Genomic DNA, 15506 nt, shown 5'->3' on the forward strand with positions numbered 1-15506 from the left:
CCCGTTTTGCATTCCCGGAGGGCTCACACACGAAGCGCGTCCAGAAAACGCTCGACCATTACCCGGTATCCCGCGCCGAACAGACGCATGTGAACCAGCGCTGGCCAGAGTTGGTAGATCGGGCGACGCTGGAGGGCGCCGGGGGGCGGCGCTCCATAGGCCTCGGACAAACCGGGGCCCGGGCGTCCAAAGAGGTTCAGCATGGCGAGGTCGACTTCCGCGTCCCCGTGGTAACTCGCGGGATCGATGAGCCAGGCCCGGTCACCGGGGCCGAACAGAACGTTGCCCGACCAAAGATCGCCGTGCAGGAGCGACGGTGCGGGGTGTTGCGGCAGCAGGTCTGGCAGGCGGCGGCATAGTCTCTCGACGCGTCTGAAAAGTTCGGACGGCAGTAGCCGGGCCGTCGGAAGCAGGCGCCGTTCTGCCCAGAAAGCCGGCCAGTCCGACATGGGATGGTTGGCGATTCTGACCTCGCCGAAGGCGTAGTCCTCCGACCAGCCATAGGACGCTGCAGTGTGATCGTGCAATCGTCGCAGCCCCAGGCCGAGTGCGCGCCAAGCGGCCCCGGATTCGGGCGCGCTCGGAATGGCCCTGAGAATCACGATCGTGCCAAAGGTGCCGAGAACCTCTGGCGCGGGGACGCCGGTGGCCCGGATGGCGGCGAGCATCCGGGCTTCCTGCGCCACGAGCGGTCCACGCTTGGCGATCGCCTCGGTCCCGTCCGGCCATTGCAGCCGAAACACCGCCGAGATATCTCCGCCGTGGACGGACCGGATGCAGGCCGGGGCAGAGCCGAAAACCTCGGTCGCCGCCTGCCGGAGCTCCTCTAGCTCTCCCATGTGACGACGGCGGAGCCGGCGCGCATGGGACCCTCTGCCCGGTCGAACCGCAGGAAGGCGATGCCGCGGCCGCCGGACTGGGTGAAGAGGCGCCCTGCCGGGCGGTCGTTCTGCGTAATCTCGGTGCCGACCGGAGCCTCGCCCTCGACGCCCACGGTCACCAGCCCCTTTCGCAGCTCGGTCTTGTGCTTCATCCGGGCGGTCACTTCCTGCCCGACATAGCACCCCTTGCGGAAATCGACGCCGTGCAGGCGTTCAAAACCGCTTTCGAGGATGTAGCTGTCGTTCGGCAGCAGCTCGATTCCGGTCTCGGGAATGCAGGCGGCGACGCGGATTGCATCCCAGTCGATCTCGGCCGGCGCGCCGGCTTCCTCGGTATAGCGTCGCCATCCAAGCGTTTCGTGACGAGGGTCCGGGAATGCACCCTGCGGCGCGGGGCCGAGGCCGCGCAGTACGTTGATCTCCACCGGCCCGATCAAGACCTCGGCGCGCAGCCTGTATATCGTCAGGCGCTTGAGCAGATCCGCGGCGAGGGGCTCGGCCACGTCGAGAAGGACGCGTTCGCCATCTGGCACCAGGAAGAAATCGGCCAGATACTTGCCCTGTGGCGACAGTAGGGCGGCATAGATCATGCCTTCGGAGAGGCGGGAAATATCATTGGTCACAATGCCTTGCAGGAAGTGCTCCCGATCCCTTCCGCCAATTTCAAAGACCTTGCGGCCCGCGGTGCGTTCACCCGCCATCTGTCTGCTCCTTCTCGCGCGTCTCTCTCATATAGGAGAAGGCCGGCGCACTCGACAGTCCCGACCGCGAACGCGCCGGATGGGTTTGGGTTCGGAAAGCAGGATCGGCCACAAGATCAGGCGGCGGATTCGTCCTCGTCCTCGTCGCGCTCGTTGAACTGCAGCCGGTAGAGTTCCGCATAGGCGCCGTTACGGGCCAGCAGGTCGTCGTGCGAGCCTTCCTCGACCACCCGGCCCGCGTCCATCACCACGATCTTGTGGGCACTGCGGACGGTCGAGAGGCGGTGGGCGATCACCAGCGTGGTGCGGCCTTCGGACAAACGTTCCAGCGCGGCCTGCACGATGGCTTCGGATTGCGCGTCGAGCGCCGAGGTGGCCTCGTCCAGCAGCAGGATCGGTGTGTCCCGCAGCAGGGCGCGGGCGATGGCGACGCGCTGTCTCTGGCCACCGGAAAGCGAAGAGCCGCGCGGCCCGGCAGGGCTGTCGAGCCCGGCGGGGAGCGCGTCGATGAAGTCGGAGATATGGGCGGCGTCCATCACTTCGCGCAGGCGCTCCTCCGAGACGTCGGTCCGGCCGAGCAGGATGTTCTCGCGCACGGATTCATCGAACAGGAGGGCATCCTGCGTGACCATGGAATATTGCCCGCGCAGATCGGCGATGTCGAACTTGCGGATGTCGGTGCCGCTCATGGTGACCAATCCGCCGTCGATCTCGACGAGCCTTGTAAGTACGTTGAAGACGGTAGACTTGCCGGCGCCGGAGAGACCGACCAGCGCAGTTGTCTGCCCTGCCTTCGCGACGAAGCTGGTGCCTCGCAGGACCGGCAAGTCGCCGTAGGCGAGCGAGACGTTGTCGAGACGGATGTCGCCCTGCGCCTCGGGCAGGCGCACCGGGTTGATCGCGTTGACCAGTCGCGGGCGGGTGTCGAACAGCGTCCTCAGGCGGTGCAGGCTGACCGCTGTGGCCTGCCACACGCCGCTCACCCCGCCGAGCCGCCGTAGCGGTTCGAAGGTCAGTGCCATGGCCGCAAAGAAGCTCATGAACTCGCCCAGCGTCTTTTCGCCGGAGATGATCTCGCCGCCGCCGTAGAGCAGCACGGCGAGGAACCCGATGCCGCTCATGATGTCAATCATCGCGGGGATGAGTGCCTTGCCGAAGGTAGCGCGGGTCTCGGTCTCGATCTGCTCGTCGGCGAGGTCCCGGAAGCGGCCGGCCTGGTAGGCTTCGAGCGCATTGAGCTTGATCGGCGTGATGCCGTGGAAGATCTCGTCGAGCCGGGTGACCATCTTGCCGGCGTTTATCCGGTTTCTCAACGCCATCTGGCGCACGAAGCGTTGCACCAGCAGCGATGGCAGCACCAGGAGCGGTGCGCCGATCAGGGCGATCAGCGTCCAGCGCCAGTCGATCCACAGCACCACCGCCAGCAGCGACACAAGCGACATCACATCGCGTCCTACGCCGGTGATTATGACGTTGGCGACGTTCTTGATCGCGCCGGTATCGCCGCGAATGCGCTCCATCAGCGCTCCGGGCGGGTTGGCCTGGTGGAACAGCGTGTCGAGCTTCATCACGTGCTGGAGCAGCCGCGTCTGGAGTTCGAACACGATCTTCGACGAGGCACGGGTGATCAGCACCCTCTGGGCAACGTTGGCGATGGCCCGGACGATGAAGATCATCATGATCGTCGCGCCGACCCAGACCATGGCATCGGCATTGCCGCCGACGAAGATCTCGTCGAACATCGGCTTCATCATGTAGCTGAGCACGCCCAGCATCCCGCCCTCGATCGACATGAGGATGCCGGCGATGACCACGACAACGATATGCTTGCGCATGTAGTCGCGCCACAGCCAGCCGAACAGCTTGCCCTGCTCGCGCCAGCCGAGATCGTCGACGTTCTCGTCCGCAAGGTACTTGCTCATCGCTTTCGCCCTCCGGCTCGCATGTCGGCGAAGCTGGCTGCGGCCTCCTTGTGATCGTATTCGGTCCGGAACCAGGTCTCCATGTCGATCGGGTCCCGGGTGTTGCGCTCTTCGTACATGTCAATGATGTGGTCCACGATACCGGTGTCGGTCCAGTCCGTGTGGACATATTTCAACGACAGATGCTTGCGCGCCTCATCGAGCGGAGCGCCCTCGATGATCGCCTTGTAGAGCACCGCGGCGAGTCCCGCGCGGTCCGCGCCGGACTTGCAATGCATCACGAAGGGCTTCTCCATCTCCCGCATGGTGTCGATCAGATGGACGATTTCCTTCCGCTTGGCCGGCTTGCGGGCATAGATCTTGGCGGTGCGCAGCTCGATGCCGAGTTCTTCACAGGCTTCCTTCTCGAACAGCCACGGGCTGCGTCCATCCTCGCCGCGGAGGTTGAGGATCGAGCGGATGCCCATTTCCTTGTACTTCAGCACCCGCGCCGGCCCGGGCTGGTTGGAGCGGTAGACCCCCTCGGCGACCTTGTCGAAATTGGTCCAGGGCACGCGCAGGAAGGCGTGGTCGAACAGTTGGAAGTGCCACCAGGCGAGGCGCCGCTTCTCCGGTATCGTGATGTCGTGGCCGATCGATTTTCTGAGCCGGCGTTCGAGGTTCGCAAACCAGGTCTCGATGCGCTTGAACATTTGACTGGCAGATCCCCGGCCCGTGCACCGATACATGCGGCGTCGCGGGGACTTAACGCGAAAGGGGCTGCGGGGCAAGTCAGGCGGGGTCGGGGTGGATTGACCCCGGGCGGCGGCCGTCCTAGCACCGGGCGTCGGAATTTCCTGGAGTCCTTCGGTATGAGTCTTTCGCGCGGCAGCCATTACCTCGCAATTCCCGGCCCGTCGGTCATGCCTGAAGAGGTGCTGCGGGCGATGCACCGCCCGGCGCCCAACATCTACACTGGAGAGCTGCACGAGATCGTCGACACGATCCTGCCGGACCTGAAGCGCGTGGCCCAGACCGAGGGCGATGTAGCGGTCTACATCTGCAATGGCCACGGTGCCTGGGAGGCCGCCCTCAGCAACGTTCTGAGCCGGGGCGACAAGGCGCTGGCGCTGGCCACCGGGATCTTCACCCACGGCTGGGCCACGGTGGCCGAGCGGCTCGGGGTGCACGTGGAGCGCCGTGACTTCGGGCGCAACTCGCCGATCGATCCGGAGGTCGTGGAGGCCGCGCTGAGGGCCGACACGAAGCACGGGATCAGGGCTGTGCTAGCCGCGCATGTCGACACCGCGACTTCGGTGCGCAACGACATCGCGGCGCTGCGGGCGGCGATGGACCGGGCCGGGCATCCGGCGTTGCTGATGGTCGATTGCATCGCCAGCCTTGCGGTCGACACGTTCCGGATGGACGAGTGGGGCGTCGACGTGATGGTCGCGGCCAGCCAGAAGGGCCTGATGACCCCGCCGGGGGTCGCCTTCGTATTCTTCAACCAGAAGGCGGCGGAGGCGCGGGCGCAAGCCGATCTGGCGACGCATTACTGGGACTGGAAGCCGCGTGTCGCGGCCGAGGAATTCTACCAGTATTTCTGCGGCACCGCGCCGACCCATCATCTTTATGGCCTGCGGGCGGCGCTGGATCTGCTCCACGACGAGGGGATGGAGGCCGCCTGGGCGCGGCATGCGGCGCTTGCCGGTGCAGTCTGGGCGGCGTTCGATGCTTGGGGGGCAGCTGGTCCGCTGCGGCTCAACGTGGCCGATCCCGCCCACCGGAGCCACGCGGTCACCACCGTTCAAGCCGGTCGCGACAACGGCACGCGGCTCCGCAACTGGGTGAGCCAGCATGCCGGGGTGACGCTGGGGATCGGCCTGGGCATGGCGACCGAAGAGGATCCGGCGGCCGACGGCCATTTCCGGCTCGGTCACATGGGGTATGTGAACGCGCAGATGGTGATGGGGGCGCTCGGCACCGTGGACGCCGGGTTGAAGGCGCTCGGCATTCCGCACGGGGCCGGGGCCCTGGAGGAGGCCAGCGCGGTGCTTGCCCGGGCCTGAGCGCTCAGCGGGCGTTGCGCCGGCGGGCGAGGCGGTCGATCAGGTGGTTGATCGCCAGCGCCGCGAGGATCACCGCCAACCAGCCGAGCGTCATCCGCAGCGCCGTCAGCAGGCAGAACAGGTTGACCCCCAGGGTCACCAGTGCAGCAATGGTATAATCCGGCGCGCGGCCGACAGAGTGCTGTTTCATTCGCACCGTCCTCGCTGAACTTGCGTCGAGGTTAGCGCGTACGCCGCTGCTGGACAGTGACAATCCCGCGATTGCGGTTCAGCCGGCGGCCTTCAGCGCAGCCGGCAACGCCTTTTCAAGAAGATCGAGCGACTCATCAGGGCCGCAGGAGACCCGGATGCAACGATCCTGCGGCGCAACGAAAGGCATCCGCACAAAGACGTCCCGCTCGATCAGCCCGCCGAGGACGCGGCGGGCAAAGGCGCCGTCCCGGCCGCAGTCTATGGCGACGAAATTGGTGGCCGAAGGCAGCGCGGCGAGCCCGTTCGCGGCCGCGATTTCGCCGATCCGCAACCGGGCGGCAGCGACGCGGTCAATGGTCTCGGGCAGATGCTCGGGGTCGCGCAGGCTTGCCAGCGCGGCGGCCTGGGCCACGCGGCACATGCCGAAATGGTTGCGCACCTTGTTGAACGCCGCGATCAACTCCGGGTGACCGATCGCATAGCCCACGCGCATTCCGGCCAGCCCGTGCGCCTTGGAAAAGGTCCGCATCCGGATGACCCGGCGGTCGGTCGGGTCGAGCGGCGACGCGGTGCCCTCGGGGGCGAATTCCACATAGGCCTCGTCGAGCACCAGCAGGCAGCCGTCCGGAACCGCCTCGATGGTCTCCGAGATCGCCGCAGCGCCGTGCCAGCTGCCCATCGGGTTGTCCGGATTGGCGAGGTAGACGAGCTTCGCGTCGGTCTTACTCGCGGCGGCGACGAGCGCGGCGGGGTCCTCGTGGTCCCCCCGGTAGGGCACCTCGTGCAGCGTGCCGCCAAAGCCCGCGACGTGGTAGTTGAAGGTCGGGTAGGCGCCGCGCGAGGTGACGACGGTGTCGCCGGGGCCGACCATGAGGCGCACCAGGTAGCCCAGCAGCGCGTCGATCCCCTCGCCGACGACGATCGCCTCCGCCGGCACGTCCAGTTCCGTGGCCAGCGCCTGCTTGAGATCGTGGTTCTCGGGGTCGCCGTACATCCATGCTTCGCTCGCTGCGGCGGCCATCGCGCTGACGGCGGCCGGCGAGGGGCCGAAGCCCATCTCGTTGGCGCCGAGCCGCGCGGCAAAGAGGCGGCCGCGGATGCGTTCCTGCGCCTCCGGGCCGACGAAAGGCACGGTGGCGGGCAGGCTGGCGGCGAGCGGGGTCAGGCGGGGTCCGGGTTTCATGCCGTCAGTTAGTCGGAACCGGGCGGCGCCGGCAAGACTTGCGGTGAGGCGGCACATGGCTAGTCTTGCGCCAAAGATCGACGGCGGAGGAGAGGCACGATGACGACGAGCGACCCGGAGTTCCTGACCACCCGCCAGGGCCGCAAGATCGCCTTCCGGCGGATCGCCGGCACCGGACCGGTGGTGGTGTTCCTGCACGGCCTGCGCTCCGACATGGAAGGGACTAAGGCGCTCCATCTCGAGCAATGGGCCCGCGATACCGGCCGCGCCTTCCTGCGGTTCGACTGCTCCGGCCACGGTCTCAGCGGCGGTACCTTCGAGGAGGGCTGCATCGGAGACTGGGCCGAGGATGCCGCCGAGGTGCTCGCGGAGCTGACCGAGGGGCCGCTGGTGCTGGTGGGCTCGTCCATGGGGGGCTGGCTGTCGCTGCTGATGGCCCGTGCCATGCCCGAGCGGATGGCCGGCCTTGTGACCATCGCTGCCGCGCCAGATTTCACCGAAGACGGCTTCTGGGCCGGCTTCACCGACGCGCAAAAGGCCGCGCTCGAGACCGATGGACAGGTGGCGCTGCCATCGGACTACGGCGATCCGCTGATCGTGACCCGGCGCATGATCGAGGATGGGCGCGACCGGCTGGTGCTGCGTACGCCGCTTCCGCTGCCCTTCCCGACGCGTTTCCTGCAGGGCACGGCCGATCTCGATGTCGACATGTCCGTCGCGTTGCGGCTGCTCGACCATGCCGAGGGCGATGACATGCGGCTGACGCTGTTGAAGGGGGCGGACCATCGCTTCTCCGAACCTTCGGATCTCGCGCTGATCGCCAGCACGGTCGAAGAGGTGATCGCGGCCGGAGATGCGGCGTGAAGACGGTGCTGCTCCTTTCGCTCGTGCTTGTCGCCTGTGTCGGCGGGCTGCTGCTTTGGGGGCCGCGCGAGCGGGTGGAGCCGCCGCGCGGCTTCGACGAGGCGCAATTGCCGGAGGCGCCGGCCGACCTCGATGCGTGGCTTGCCGAGCGCGAGGCCGGAGTACCGGCGCTGCGGCCTGACAGCGCCAAGCGGATCGTCTGGGCGGGCGAAGCGGGGCAGGTGACGCCGCTTTCCGTCGTCTACCTGCACGGCTTCTCGGCCTCCTCCGAAGAAATTCGCCCGGTGCCCGACGCGGTGGCGGAGGCCCTTGGCGCCAATCTATATTTCGGCCGGCTCTCGGGTCATGGCCGCGACGGTGCTGCGATGGCCGAGCCTGGTGCCGGCGACTGGATCGAGGACACGGCGGAGGCGCTGGCCATCGGGCGGCGGATCGGTGAGCGCGTCCTGGTGATCGGCACCTCGACCGGCGGCACGCTTGCCACCATTGCCGCGGCCGATCCCGCGATGTCGGAGCGGATGGCCGGGGTCGTCCTGGTGTCGCCGCTCTACCGTATTGCCGACCCGGCTGCCGGGCTGCTGACGCTGCCCTTTGCCCGCCACTGGGCGCCTCTGATCGCCGGTGCCGAGCGAAGCTTCTCGCCGGTGAACGCGGCCCATGCGGCGCATTGGACCTCCAGCTATCCCACGGTCGCGGTCGTGCCGCTGGCGGCGCTGGTCTCCCACGTCGCGAAGATCGACGTCGGGACCATCGACGTCCCGGCGCTCTTCATCTATTCGCGCGCAGACACCGTGGTTTCGGCCGAGGCGACCGATGTGGCGCATGATGCCTGGGGGGCACCGGCAAGCCGGCTGCTGATCGAGGCCGACGGTGCGGGCGACCCCGCCAACCATGTGATCGTCGGCGATATCCTGAGCCCGGAACGGACCGACGCCGTGAGCGGGCAGATCGCCGATTGGGCTTCCGGCCTGTGATCCCCCCCGATTGTCCGGGCAGGTTCTCCGCCTTCGGCGGGTTCCCGCCGGGGCCGCTTCCATCGTCTTGGCATGACGCCGAGGCAGTGCGATTCGGCATTTGAAAGACTGTTCCCGAGGATCTGCGTGCGATGAAAGAACCCCTGGTGTTCCTGCCGGACATGATGTGCGACGCGCGGCTCTACTGGCCGCAACTGATGAGTTTCGGGCGCACGCGCTCGGTGACGATCGCGCCCGTGGGCAATGCCTCTTCGATGGGGGCGATCGCGGCGGCGGTGATGGATGGCGCGCCGCGCCGCTTCGCGCTGGTCGGACAGGGGATGGGCGGCATGGTCGCGATGGAGATCCTGCGCCGCGCCCCGGAACGGGTGACCCGCATCAGCCTGATCGGCACCAGCCCGCTGCCGGAAACGCCCCAGATGGCCGCCGAACGCGAGCCGCGCATCATCGCGGCCCAGACAGGCAAGCTGGCCGAGGCGGTCAAGACTGAGCTGAAGCTGCCCTCTGCGCTGGCGCCGGGACCGGGCCGCATGGAGGTGCAGTCGCTGGTGCTCGACATGGCCGACACCCTCGGACCGGAGGCGTTCATCTCCCAGTCCCGCGCCCTGCAGCGCCGTCCCGACCAGCAGAAGACCATGCGCACGACGAAGGTGCCGGCTTTGGTGATCTGCGGCGAGCACGACACTCTGTTCCCGGTGAAGCGTCAGGAATTCATGGCCGAGCTGATCCCCGTGGCCCGGCTGGTGATCGTCCCGGACGCGGGGCATTTCCCGACGCTGGAGCAGCCCGAGGTCACGACGGAGATCCTCACGGACTGGCTCGCTGCGCCGATGGTCTTACGCTGAGGAAACGGACGTCGCGGACATCTTGTCTCTCGCGCCAGAGGTGCCAAAGTGGCGGCGATCGACGGAGGAGCAAATGACCAAGGCAACCGCAGGATGGTTCGATAGCCGGGAGATATTCATCGGCGGCGCATGGCGACAGCCGGCCGGGGGCCTGATGCCCGTGGAGGACCCGTCGAGCGGCCTCGAGATCGGCGAGATCGCCCGTGGCGGCGCGTCCGATATCGACGCGGCCGTCGCGGCGGCGCGGGCGGCGCTGGACGGAGAGTGGGGCCGGGCGACCGCGCTGGAACGCGGACGGGTGCTGACCCGGATCGGGCAGCTCGTGCTGGAGCGGGTCGAGGATCTCGCCCGGCTGGAGGCGAGGGACGTCGGCAAACCGCTCGCGCAGGCCCGCAACGACGCCATAGCGCTCGCCCGCTACATGGAATTCTACGGCGGTGCCGTCGACAAGGTGATGGGTCAGACGATCCCCTACCTTGACGGCTACACCGTCTACACCCTGCGCGAGCCGCACGGGGTGACCGGCCACATCGTGCCCTGGAACTACCCGATGCAGATCATCGGCCGCTCCGTCGGGGGCGCGCTGGCGATGGGGAATGCGGCCGTGCTGAAGCCGGCGGAAGAGGCCTGCCTGACCGCGCTGGCCTTTGCCCGGCTGGTGGAAGAGGCGGGTCTGCCCGCCGGTGCGCTCAACGTCGTGCCGGGGCTGGGAGAGGAAGCCGGCGCGGCGCTGTCCGGCCATCCGGGCATCGACCACATCTCCTTCACCGGCTCCTACCCGGTCGGCCAGCTGGTGCAGAAGGCCGCGGCCGACAACGTGGTGCCGGTGACGCTCGAACTCGGCGGCAAGTCGCCCCAGGTGGTCTTTGCCGATGCCGATCTCGATGCGGCGCTGCCCTTCCTCGTCAACGCGGGCATCCAGAACGCGGGCCAGACCTGCTCGGCCGCCTCCCGGATCCTGGTGGATCGCGCGCTCTTCGACGAGGTCGCGGCCCGGATGGCCGAGCGCTATGCCGCGCTCAGGGTCGGGCCCGCGATGGCGGACCTCGATGTCGGCCCGCTGATCTCGGCCCGCCAGAAGGAGATCGTGGAGGGCTACCTCCGGCTCGGTGCCGATCTGGAATGCCTGGCAAAGGGCAGCATCATTGCAGACGCCCCGGCCGGAGGGCACTACGTCGCGCCGCACCTGCTGTCAGGTGCTGCACCCGATCACAGGCTCGCCCAGGAAGAGATCTTCGGCCCGGCGCAGGTGCTTCTGCCCTTCGATGGCGAGGAGGAGGCGGTTGCCATTGCCAACGGCACCGGGCTGGGGCTCGTCGCCGCGGTCTGGACGGAGAACGGCGGTCGGCAGATGCGCATGGCCAAGCGGCTGCGGGCGGGGCAGGTGTTCGTCAACAACTACGGCGCGGGAGGCGGCGTGGAACTGCCCTTCGGCGGCGTCGGCAAGTCCGGCCACGGCCGCGAGAAGGGTTTCGAAGCGCTCTTTGCCTTCTCGCAGGTCAAGACGGTGGCGACCCGGCACGGCTGAGAGAGCAAGTCACCGGGCTCGTGCAGCCCCTTCGGGCGGGCGGGTCACCAGCCGCTCGATTTCTTCCATCACGCCGGCGGGCAGGGGGCCTTTCTCCAGCGCGCCGGCATTCTCCACTGCCTGGGCGACCGTTCGGAAACCCGGGATCGGGCAGGTGTAGGGCGAGGTCGCCCAGATCCAGCCGAGCGCGCCCTGCGCCACGCTGCGCCCGCCGCTCTGCAATAGCTCCCTCACCGCTTCCAGCATCGCCAGCACTTCGGGCACGACCTGTCCGCCCCGAAAATACTCCATCCAGTCGAAGCTGTTGGTGCGGATGTCGGAGGGCTGCAATCGGCTGTCGGCGGTGTACTTGCCCGAAAAGACGCCCATGGCGAGCGGCATCCGGTTGACCGATAGCAACCCGTGCCGCGCGATCTGCGCGCGCACCTTGCTGGCCGGGAACCACAGGTTCATCGTGTGTTGCACGGCGGTGAAACCGGGCAGGTGACCCGTGGCGGCCACCGAATCCGGGAAGTCCGTGCTCCAGCCGAAGGCCCCGATCTTGCCGGCCTGTCGCGCGGCTTCCATCGCCGCGAAGATCGGCGCTGCGTTCTCGGGCGGCATCTCGTTGAGATGCAGGAACACCATGTCCACATGATCGCGCCCCAGCCGCTTCAGGCAGCCGTCGATCTCCGCCTCGGCCTGCTCCGCCGTGTCGACGGTACCCCGGACCTGGCGGCTGACCGGGTCGAACAGGACGCCGATCTTGGTCGAGACCACCACGTCCTTCCGCCCGGCAAGTGCCTGCCCCAGAACGATTTCCGAATGTCCTGCGCCATAGACCGAGGCGGTGTCGAAATAGCGCGCACCGGCATCGAGCGCGGCATGGATCGCGCGGGTGGATTCCGCGTCGTCCACCTCGCCCCAGCCGAGCGGGGTGTCTCCCTCCCAGAACGGGCCGCCAATCGCCCAGCATCCCATGCCGAGGCGCGGATTGTGGTTGAGGTCCAGCGTCATGGAGTGTCTCCTGCATCCGTTCACGCCGATTATGGGAGGGCATCAATGCGTCTTGAAGGAAAATCCGCCATCGTGACGGGGGGCGGCTCGGGCTTTGGCGCCGGGATCGCCCGCAAGTTCGCGGCCGAAGGGGCCCGGGTGATGGTGGCCGACATCAACCTGGATGGCGCCAGTGCGGTGGCGGACGAGATCGGCGGCACCGCCCAACGGACCGACGTCGCGAACGGCGAGAGCGTCAGGGAGATGGCCGCGGCCGCCCTTGCCGCCTTCGGAACGGTCGACATCCTGGTCAACAACGCCGGCGTCACCCATATGCCCGCCCTGATGGAAGACGTTTCGGAGGAGGATTTCGACCGGGTGCTCGCGGTCAATGCCAAGTCGGTCTACCTGACGGCGAAACACCTCGTCCCGCATATGAAGGCCAACGGGCGCGGGGCGATTCTGAACGTCGCCTCCACCGCGGGCGTCTCGCCCCGCCCGAAACTGAACTGGTACAATGCCTCCAAGGGCTGGATGATCACGGCCTCCCGCGCCATGGCGGTCGAACTCGCGCCATTCGGCGTCCGGGTCAACGCCCTCGCCCCGGTCGCCGGGGAAACGCCCCTGCTGGCCTCCTTCCTCGGAGTGGACACGCCCGAGATGCGGGCGAAGTTCCTCGCCACCATCCCGATCGGTCGGTTTTCCACGCCCGAGGACATGGGCAACGCCGCCTGCTATCTCTGCTCCGACGAGGCCAGCATGATCACCGGCACGGTGCTCGAGGTCGACGGCGGGCGCTGCATCTGATCGCGGGGAGAGAGCCGATGCGTCCGGGAACCCGCAACCTGATCACCGACGTGCCCGGCCTCCGCGTCGGCAACGCCAGCGACGCGACGCTGAAATCCGGCGTCTCCGTGCTCCTCGGCGACGCGCCATTCACCGCGGCCGTCCATGTCATGGGCGGCGCGCCGGGGACGCGGGAGACGGATCTGCTCGCCCCGGACAAGCTGGTGCAGACGGTGGATGCGCTGGTGCTCTCCGGCGGCTCGGCCTTCGGGCTCGACGCGGCCTCGGGGGTGGCAGACGGGCTGCGCGAGGCGGGCCGGGGCTTCGCGGTGGGGGACCAGCGGGTGCCCATCGTGCCCGGCGCGATCCTGTTCGACCTGCTCAACGGTGGCGACAAGTCCTGGACCGCGAACCCCTACAAAGCCCTCGGTCGCGCGGCGCTGGACGCCGCGGCCGAGAATTTCGCGCTCGGCACTGCCGGGGCCGGAACCGGCGCCACCACCCGCAGCCTCAAGGGCGGGCTCGGCTCCGCCTCCGTGGTGCTGAGTTCGGGCGTGACGGTTGGTGCGCTCGTCGCGGTCAATGCGCTCGGAGACGTGATCGGCGACGGGCCGGAGTTCTGGGCCGGGCCTTGGGAGGTCGACGGGGAATTCGGCGGGCTCGGACCGGTGCGTCGCCACGATCCGCTTGCCGAACCGGGGCTCAAGAAGGGCCAGGCGACGACCATCGCCATCGTCGCGACCGATGCTGAGCTGACCCAGGCGGAGGCGGCCCGGATGGCCACCGCCGCCCATGACGGCATGGCGCGGGCAATCGTGCCCTCCCACACCCCGCTCGACGGCGATCTCGTCTTTGCCGCGGCCACCGGCGCGCGGCCGCCAAAGGACCCGCTGCTCGACGCGATGGCGCTCGGCCACGCCGCCGCGACCTGCCTTGCCCGCGCCATCGCTCGCGGCGTCTGGCTCGCCGAACCGGCGGATGGCGATCCCGTGCCCTGCTGGCGCGAGAAATTCCCCGACGCCCGGCACGCCAGCGATTGAGGCGGCCGTCGCGCTCGTCTAGCATCCGGGTGACACGGGTCTCCGGGAGCCTCGAACGTGCGCCAGCCTCTCCTTTTCTCAGTTGCCAGCCTGCTACTGGTGCTTTCCCTTCCGGTCACCGCCCGGGCGGACGACGTGCTCGACGCGATCGATGCCGCCCGCGCGGCCTACGAGGCCGGCAACATCCAGGATACGATCGACGAGTTGGGCAACGCCCAGCAACTGGTTGCCACGATGAAGGCGGCCGGTCTCCTCGGCTTTCTCCCCGAGGCGCCCGACGGCTGGACCCGCGAGGTGCGAACGGACATGGGCACGGCGTTGTCGCTGTTCGGTGGCGGCGTCGGCGCGGCGGCCTCCTATGCCAGGGGCGGCGATACCTTCACCGTCACTCTGATGGCCGACAACGCCATGGTCGAGGCCTTCGCCGATCTACTCGGGAACCTCGGGGCGCTGGCCAGCGGTAGCCAGGTCGCCCTCGGCGGCGAAGCCTTCCTCGACCAGGGCGGCGAACTTACCGGCCTCATCGACAAGCGCATCCTGGTGCAGGCCTCGGGCGCGCCTGTCGAGGTCATGACGCCGCTTCTAGAGACCATCGACTTCGCCGGGATCAAGGCGTTCGGGAGCTAGCTTGGACCACCCGGGGGCGGTCAGCCCCCGCGCCGCGCCAGCGGCGCCCGGCCCCAAGGGGCCGAGACGCGCAAGCGTCGAGGTCCGAGGGGAATGCCCCGGTCCGGTCTCAGCCTCGCGCCATCCGAAGTGCCCGTTGCACCATGTCGCTTTGCGGATCGGCCAGCGGGTCGAGAATGTCGAAATGATGCCGTCCCGGAGTGATCGTGAGGTCGGACTTAAGCCAGGCATCCGCAAGCCGGATCGCCTGATCGACAAAGCTCGGCCGTTCGGCGCCGCCCACCTCCAGCTGCACCCCGCAGTCGGGCTCCGGATGAAGGATCGGACTTTCGCTCTCCGCCTCGGCAGCGTCGATCCGCAGGAACTCGTTCATCGGCAGCATGACCAGCGGGTTCAGGTCCGCAAGCGGCGAGATCGGCAGCACGCCGCGGATCCGGCGTCGCAGTGCTTCCGGCAGGTGGACGTCGGGGCAGACCATGCGCAGCGAGAGGTGCCCACCGGCCGAATGCCCGCCGACCAGCACCGGCCCGGGGAGTTCGGTGGCGATCACCGGCAGCGCGCGGGCGATCGCCTGGGTGATCTCGGCGATATGGACCTCGGGCGCCAGCGGATAGGAGGGGATCGCCACGGCCCAGTTGTTGCCCAGGAACCCCTGCGCCAGGTGGGACCAGTCCTTGCGACCGCTCATCCGCCAGAAACCGCCATGAAGGAAGACGAACAGCCCCTGGGGCGCCGCCTCTGCGTCGGGAAGAAACAGGTCGTATTTCTCCCGCTCACCGGGCCCGTAGGGGGTGTCGAGCCGCTGAAGCGAGGCCGGGTGGTGCGACCGGAACGCTTCCGCCGCGGCCGCCCAGCGATCGAAATAGCTGTGTCCGTCCGGGATGAAATCGGCGTTGTCGTAGGAGGTCGGGTCGATCATGGGATTGGGCCTCTCGTGTCC

General features: G+C 68.2%; 16 protein-coding genes. 8 read left to right on the forward strand and 8 right to left on the reverse strand.

Annotation, left to right across the window (positions count from 1 at the left end; genetic code table 11):
* Positions 1-23 precede the first annotated feature (23 nt).
* From ACFQ2S_RS14805 to ACFQ2S_RS14820, 4 genes are all read right to left on the reverse strand, one after another.
* The gene (locus ACFQ2S_RS14805) at positions 24-839 is read right to left on the reverse strand and encodes a fructosamine kinase family protein (RefSeq protein ID WP_386075592.1); all 816 of its coding nucleotides are present in this window, start codon (positions 837-839) and stop codon (positions 24-26) included.
* Positions 827-1582 (reverse strand): CAF17-like 4Fe-4S cluster assembly/insertion protein YgfZ, encoded by a 756-nt coding sequence (gene ygfZ / locus ACFQ2S_RS14810; protein WP_386075593.1) that lies wholly within the window; start codon positions 1580-1582, stop codon positions 827-829. Before ygfZ ends, ACFQ2S_RS14805 begins: the two co-directional genes overlap by 13 nt.
* A gap of 116 nt (positions 1583-1698) precedes the next feature.
* Positions 1699-3504, reverse strand: a complete 1806-nt coding sequence (locus tag ACFQ2S_RS14815) for an ABC transporter ATP-binding protein (RefSeq protein ID WP_386075595.1) — start codon at positions 3502-3504, stop codon at positions 1699-1701.
* The gene (locus tag ACFQ2S_RS14820; protein ID WP_386075597.1) at positions 3501-4196 is read right to left on the reverse strand and encodes a tyrosine-protein phosphatase; all 696 of its coding nucleotides are present in this window, start codon (positions 4194-4196) and stop codon (positions 3501-3503) included. Before ACFQ2S_RS14820 ends, ACFQ2S_RS14815 begins: the two co-directional genes overlap by 4 nt.
* Positions 4197-4355: 159 nt before the next feature.
* Between ACFQ2S_RS14820 and ACFQ2S_RS14825 the strand changes: the two genes are divergently transcribed.
* A complete protein-coding gene (locus ACFQ2S_RS14825) occupies positions 4356-5552 on the forward strand; it encodes a pyridoxal-phosphate-dependent aminotransferase family protein (RefSeq protein ID WP_386075599.1) in 1197 nt (398 codons plus the stop codon).
* Between the two features lie 4 nt (positions 5553-5556).
* Here ACFQ2S_RS14825 and ACFQ2S_RS14830 read toward each other — a convergent pair whose 3' ends face one another.
* A complete protein-coding gene (locus ACFQ2S_RS14830) occupies positions 5557-5742 on the reverse strand; it encodes a hypothetical protein (RefSeq protein ID WP_386075600.1) in 186 nt (61 codons plus the stop codon).
* 78 nt (positions 5743-5820) lie between these two features.
* A complete protein-coding gene (locus tag ACFQ2S_RS14835; protein ID WP_386075601.1) occupies positions 5821-6927 on the reverse strand; it encodes a pyridoxal phosphate-dependent aminotransferase in 1107 nt (368 codons plus the stop codon).
* A 99-nt stretch (positions 6928-7026) separates the two neighbouring features.
* Between ACFQ2S_RS14835 and ACFQ2S_RS14840 the strand changes: the two genes are divergently transcribed.
* The 4 genes from ACFQ2S_RS14840 to ACFQ2S_RS14855 all read left to right on the forward strand — a co-directional run bounded on the left by ACFQ2S_RS14840 (position 7027) and on the right by ACFQ2S_RS14855 (position 11138).
* Positions 7027-7791: an alpha/beta fold hydrolase gene (locus ACFQ2S_RS14840; protein WP_386075602.1), complete on the forward strand. Its 765-nt coding sequence runs from the start codon at positions 7027-7029 to the stop codon at positions 7789-7791.
* On the forward strand, positions 7788-8765 hold the full coding sequence (locus ACFQ2S_RS14845) for an alpha/beta hydrolase (protein ID WP_386075603.1): 978 nt from the start codon (positions 7788-7790) through the stop codon (positions 8763-8765). The genes ACFQ2S_RS14840 and ACFQ2S_RS14845 overlap by 4 nt, the downstream gene beginning before the upstream one ends.
* A gap of 131 nt (positions 8766-8896) precedes the next feature.
* Positions 8897-9610, forward strand: coding sequence for an alpha/beta fold hydrolase (locus ACFQ2S_RS14850; protein WP_386075605.1), 714 nt, complete (start codon positions 8897-8899; stop codon positions 9608-9610).
* 73 nt (positions 9611-9683) lie between these two features.
* Positions 9684-11138, forward strand: coding sequence for an aldehyde dehydrogenase family protein (locus tag ACFQ2S_RS14855; RefSeq protein WP_386075607.1), 1455 nt, complete (start codon positions 9684-9686; stop codon positions 11136-11138).
* A gap of 9 nt (positions 11139-11147) precedes the next feature.
* Here the strand turns inward: ACFQ2S_RS14855 and ACFQ2S_RS14860 are convergent, their stop codons facing one another.
* The gene (locus tag ACFQ2S_RS14860) at positions 11148-12134 is read right to left on the reverse strand and encodes an aldo/keto reductase (protein WP_386075608.1); all 987 of its coding nucleotides are present in this window, start codon (positions 12132-12134) and stop codon (positions 11148-11150) included.
* Between the two features lie 45 nt (positions 12135-12179).
* Here ACFQ2S_RS14860 and ACFQ2S_RS14865 point away from each other — a divergent pair, with 45 nt between their 5' ends.
* From ACFQ2S_RS14865 to ACFQ2S_RS14875, 3 genes are read left to right on the forward strand one after another with little or no spacing between them, the layout of a single operon-like run.
* Entirely contained in the window at positions 12180-12920 is a 741-nt protein-coding gene (locus tag ACFQ2S_RS14865; RefSeq protein ID WP_386075609.1) for a glucose 1-dehydrogenase, read from the forward strand.
* 17 nt (positions 12921-12937) lie between these two features.
* Complete coding sequence (locus tag ACFQ2S_RS14870) at positions 12938-13939, forward strand: P1 family peptidase (protein WP_386075610.1); 1002 nt, start codon at positions 12938-12940, stop codon at positions 13937-13939.
* 57 nt (positions 13940-13996) lie between these two features.
* Entirely contained in the window at positions 13997-14566 is a 570-nt protein-coding gene (locus ACFQ2S_RS14875; RefSeq protein ID WP_386075612.1) for a hypothetical protein, read from the forward strand.
* Positions 14567-14675: 109 nt separating this feature from the next.
* Here the strand turns inward: ACFQ2S_RS14875 and ACFQ2S_RS14880 are convergent, their stop codons facing one another.
* Entirely contained in the window at positions 14676-15485 is an 810-nt protein-coding gene (locus tag ACFQ2S_RS14880; protein ID WP_386075614.1) for an alpha/beta hydrolase, read from the reverse strand.
* Between the last annotated feature and the right edge of the window lie 21 nt (positions 15486-15506).

It is taken from the genome of Tropicimonas aquimaris, from assembly GCF_042676185.1.
Taxonomy (GTDB): Bacteria; Pseudomonadota; Alphaproteobacteria; order Rhodobacterales; family Rhodobacteraceae; genus Tropicimonas; species Tropicimonas aquimaris.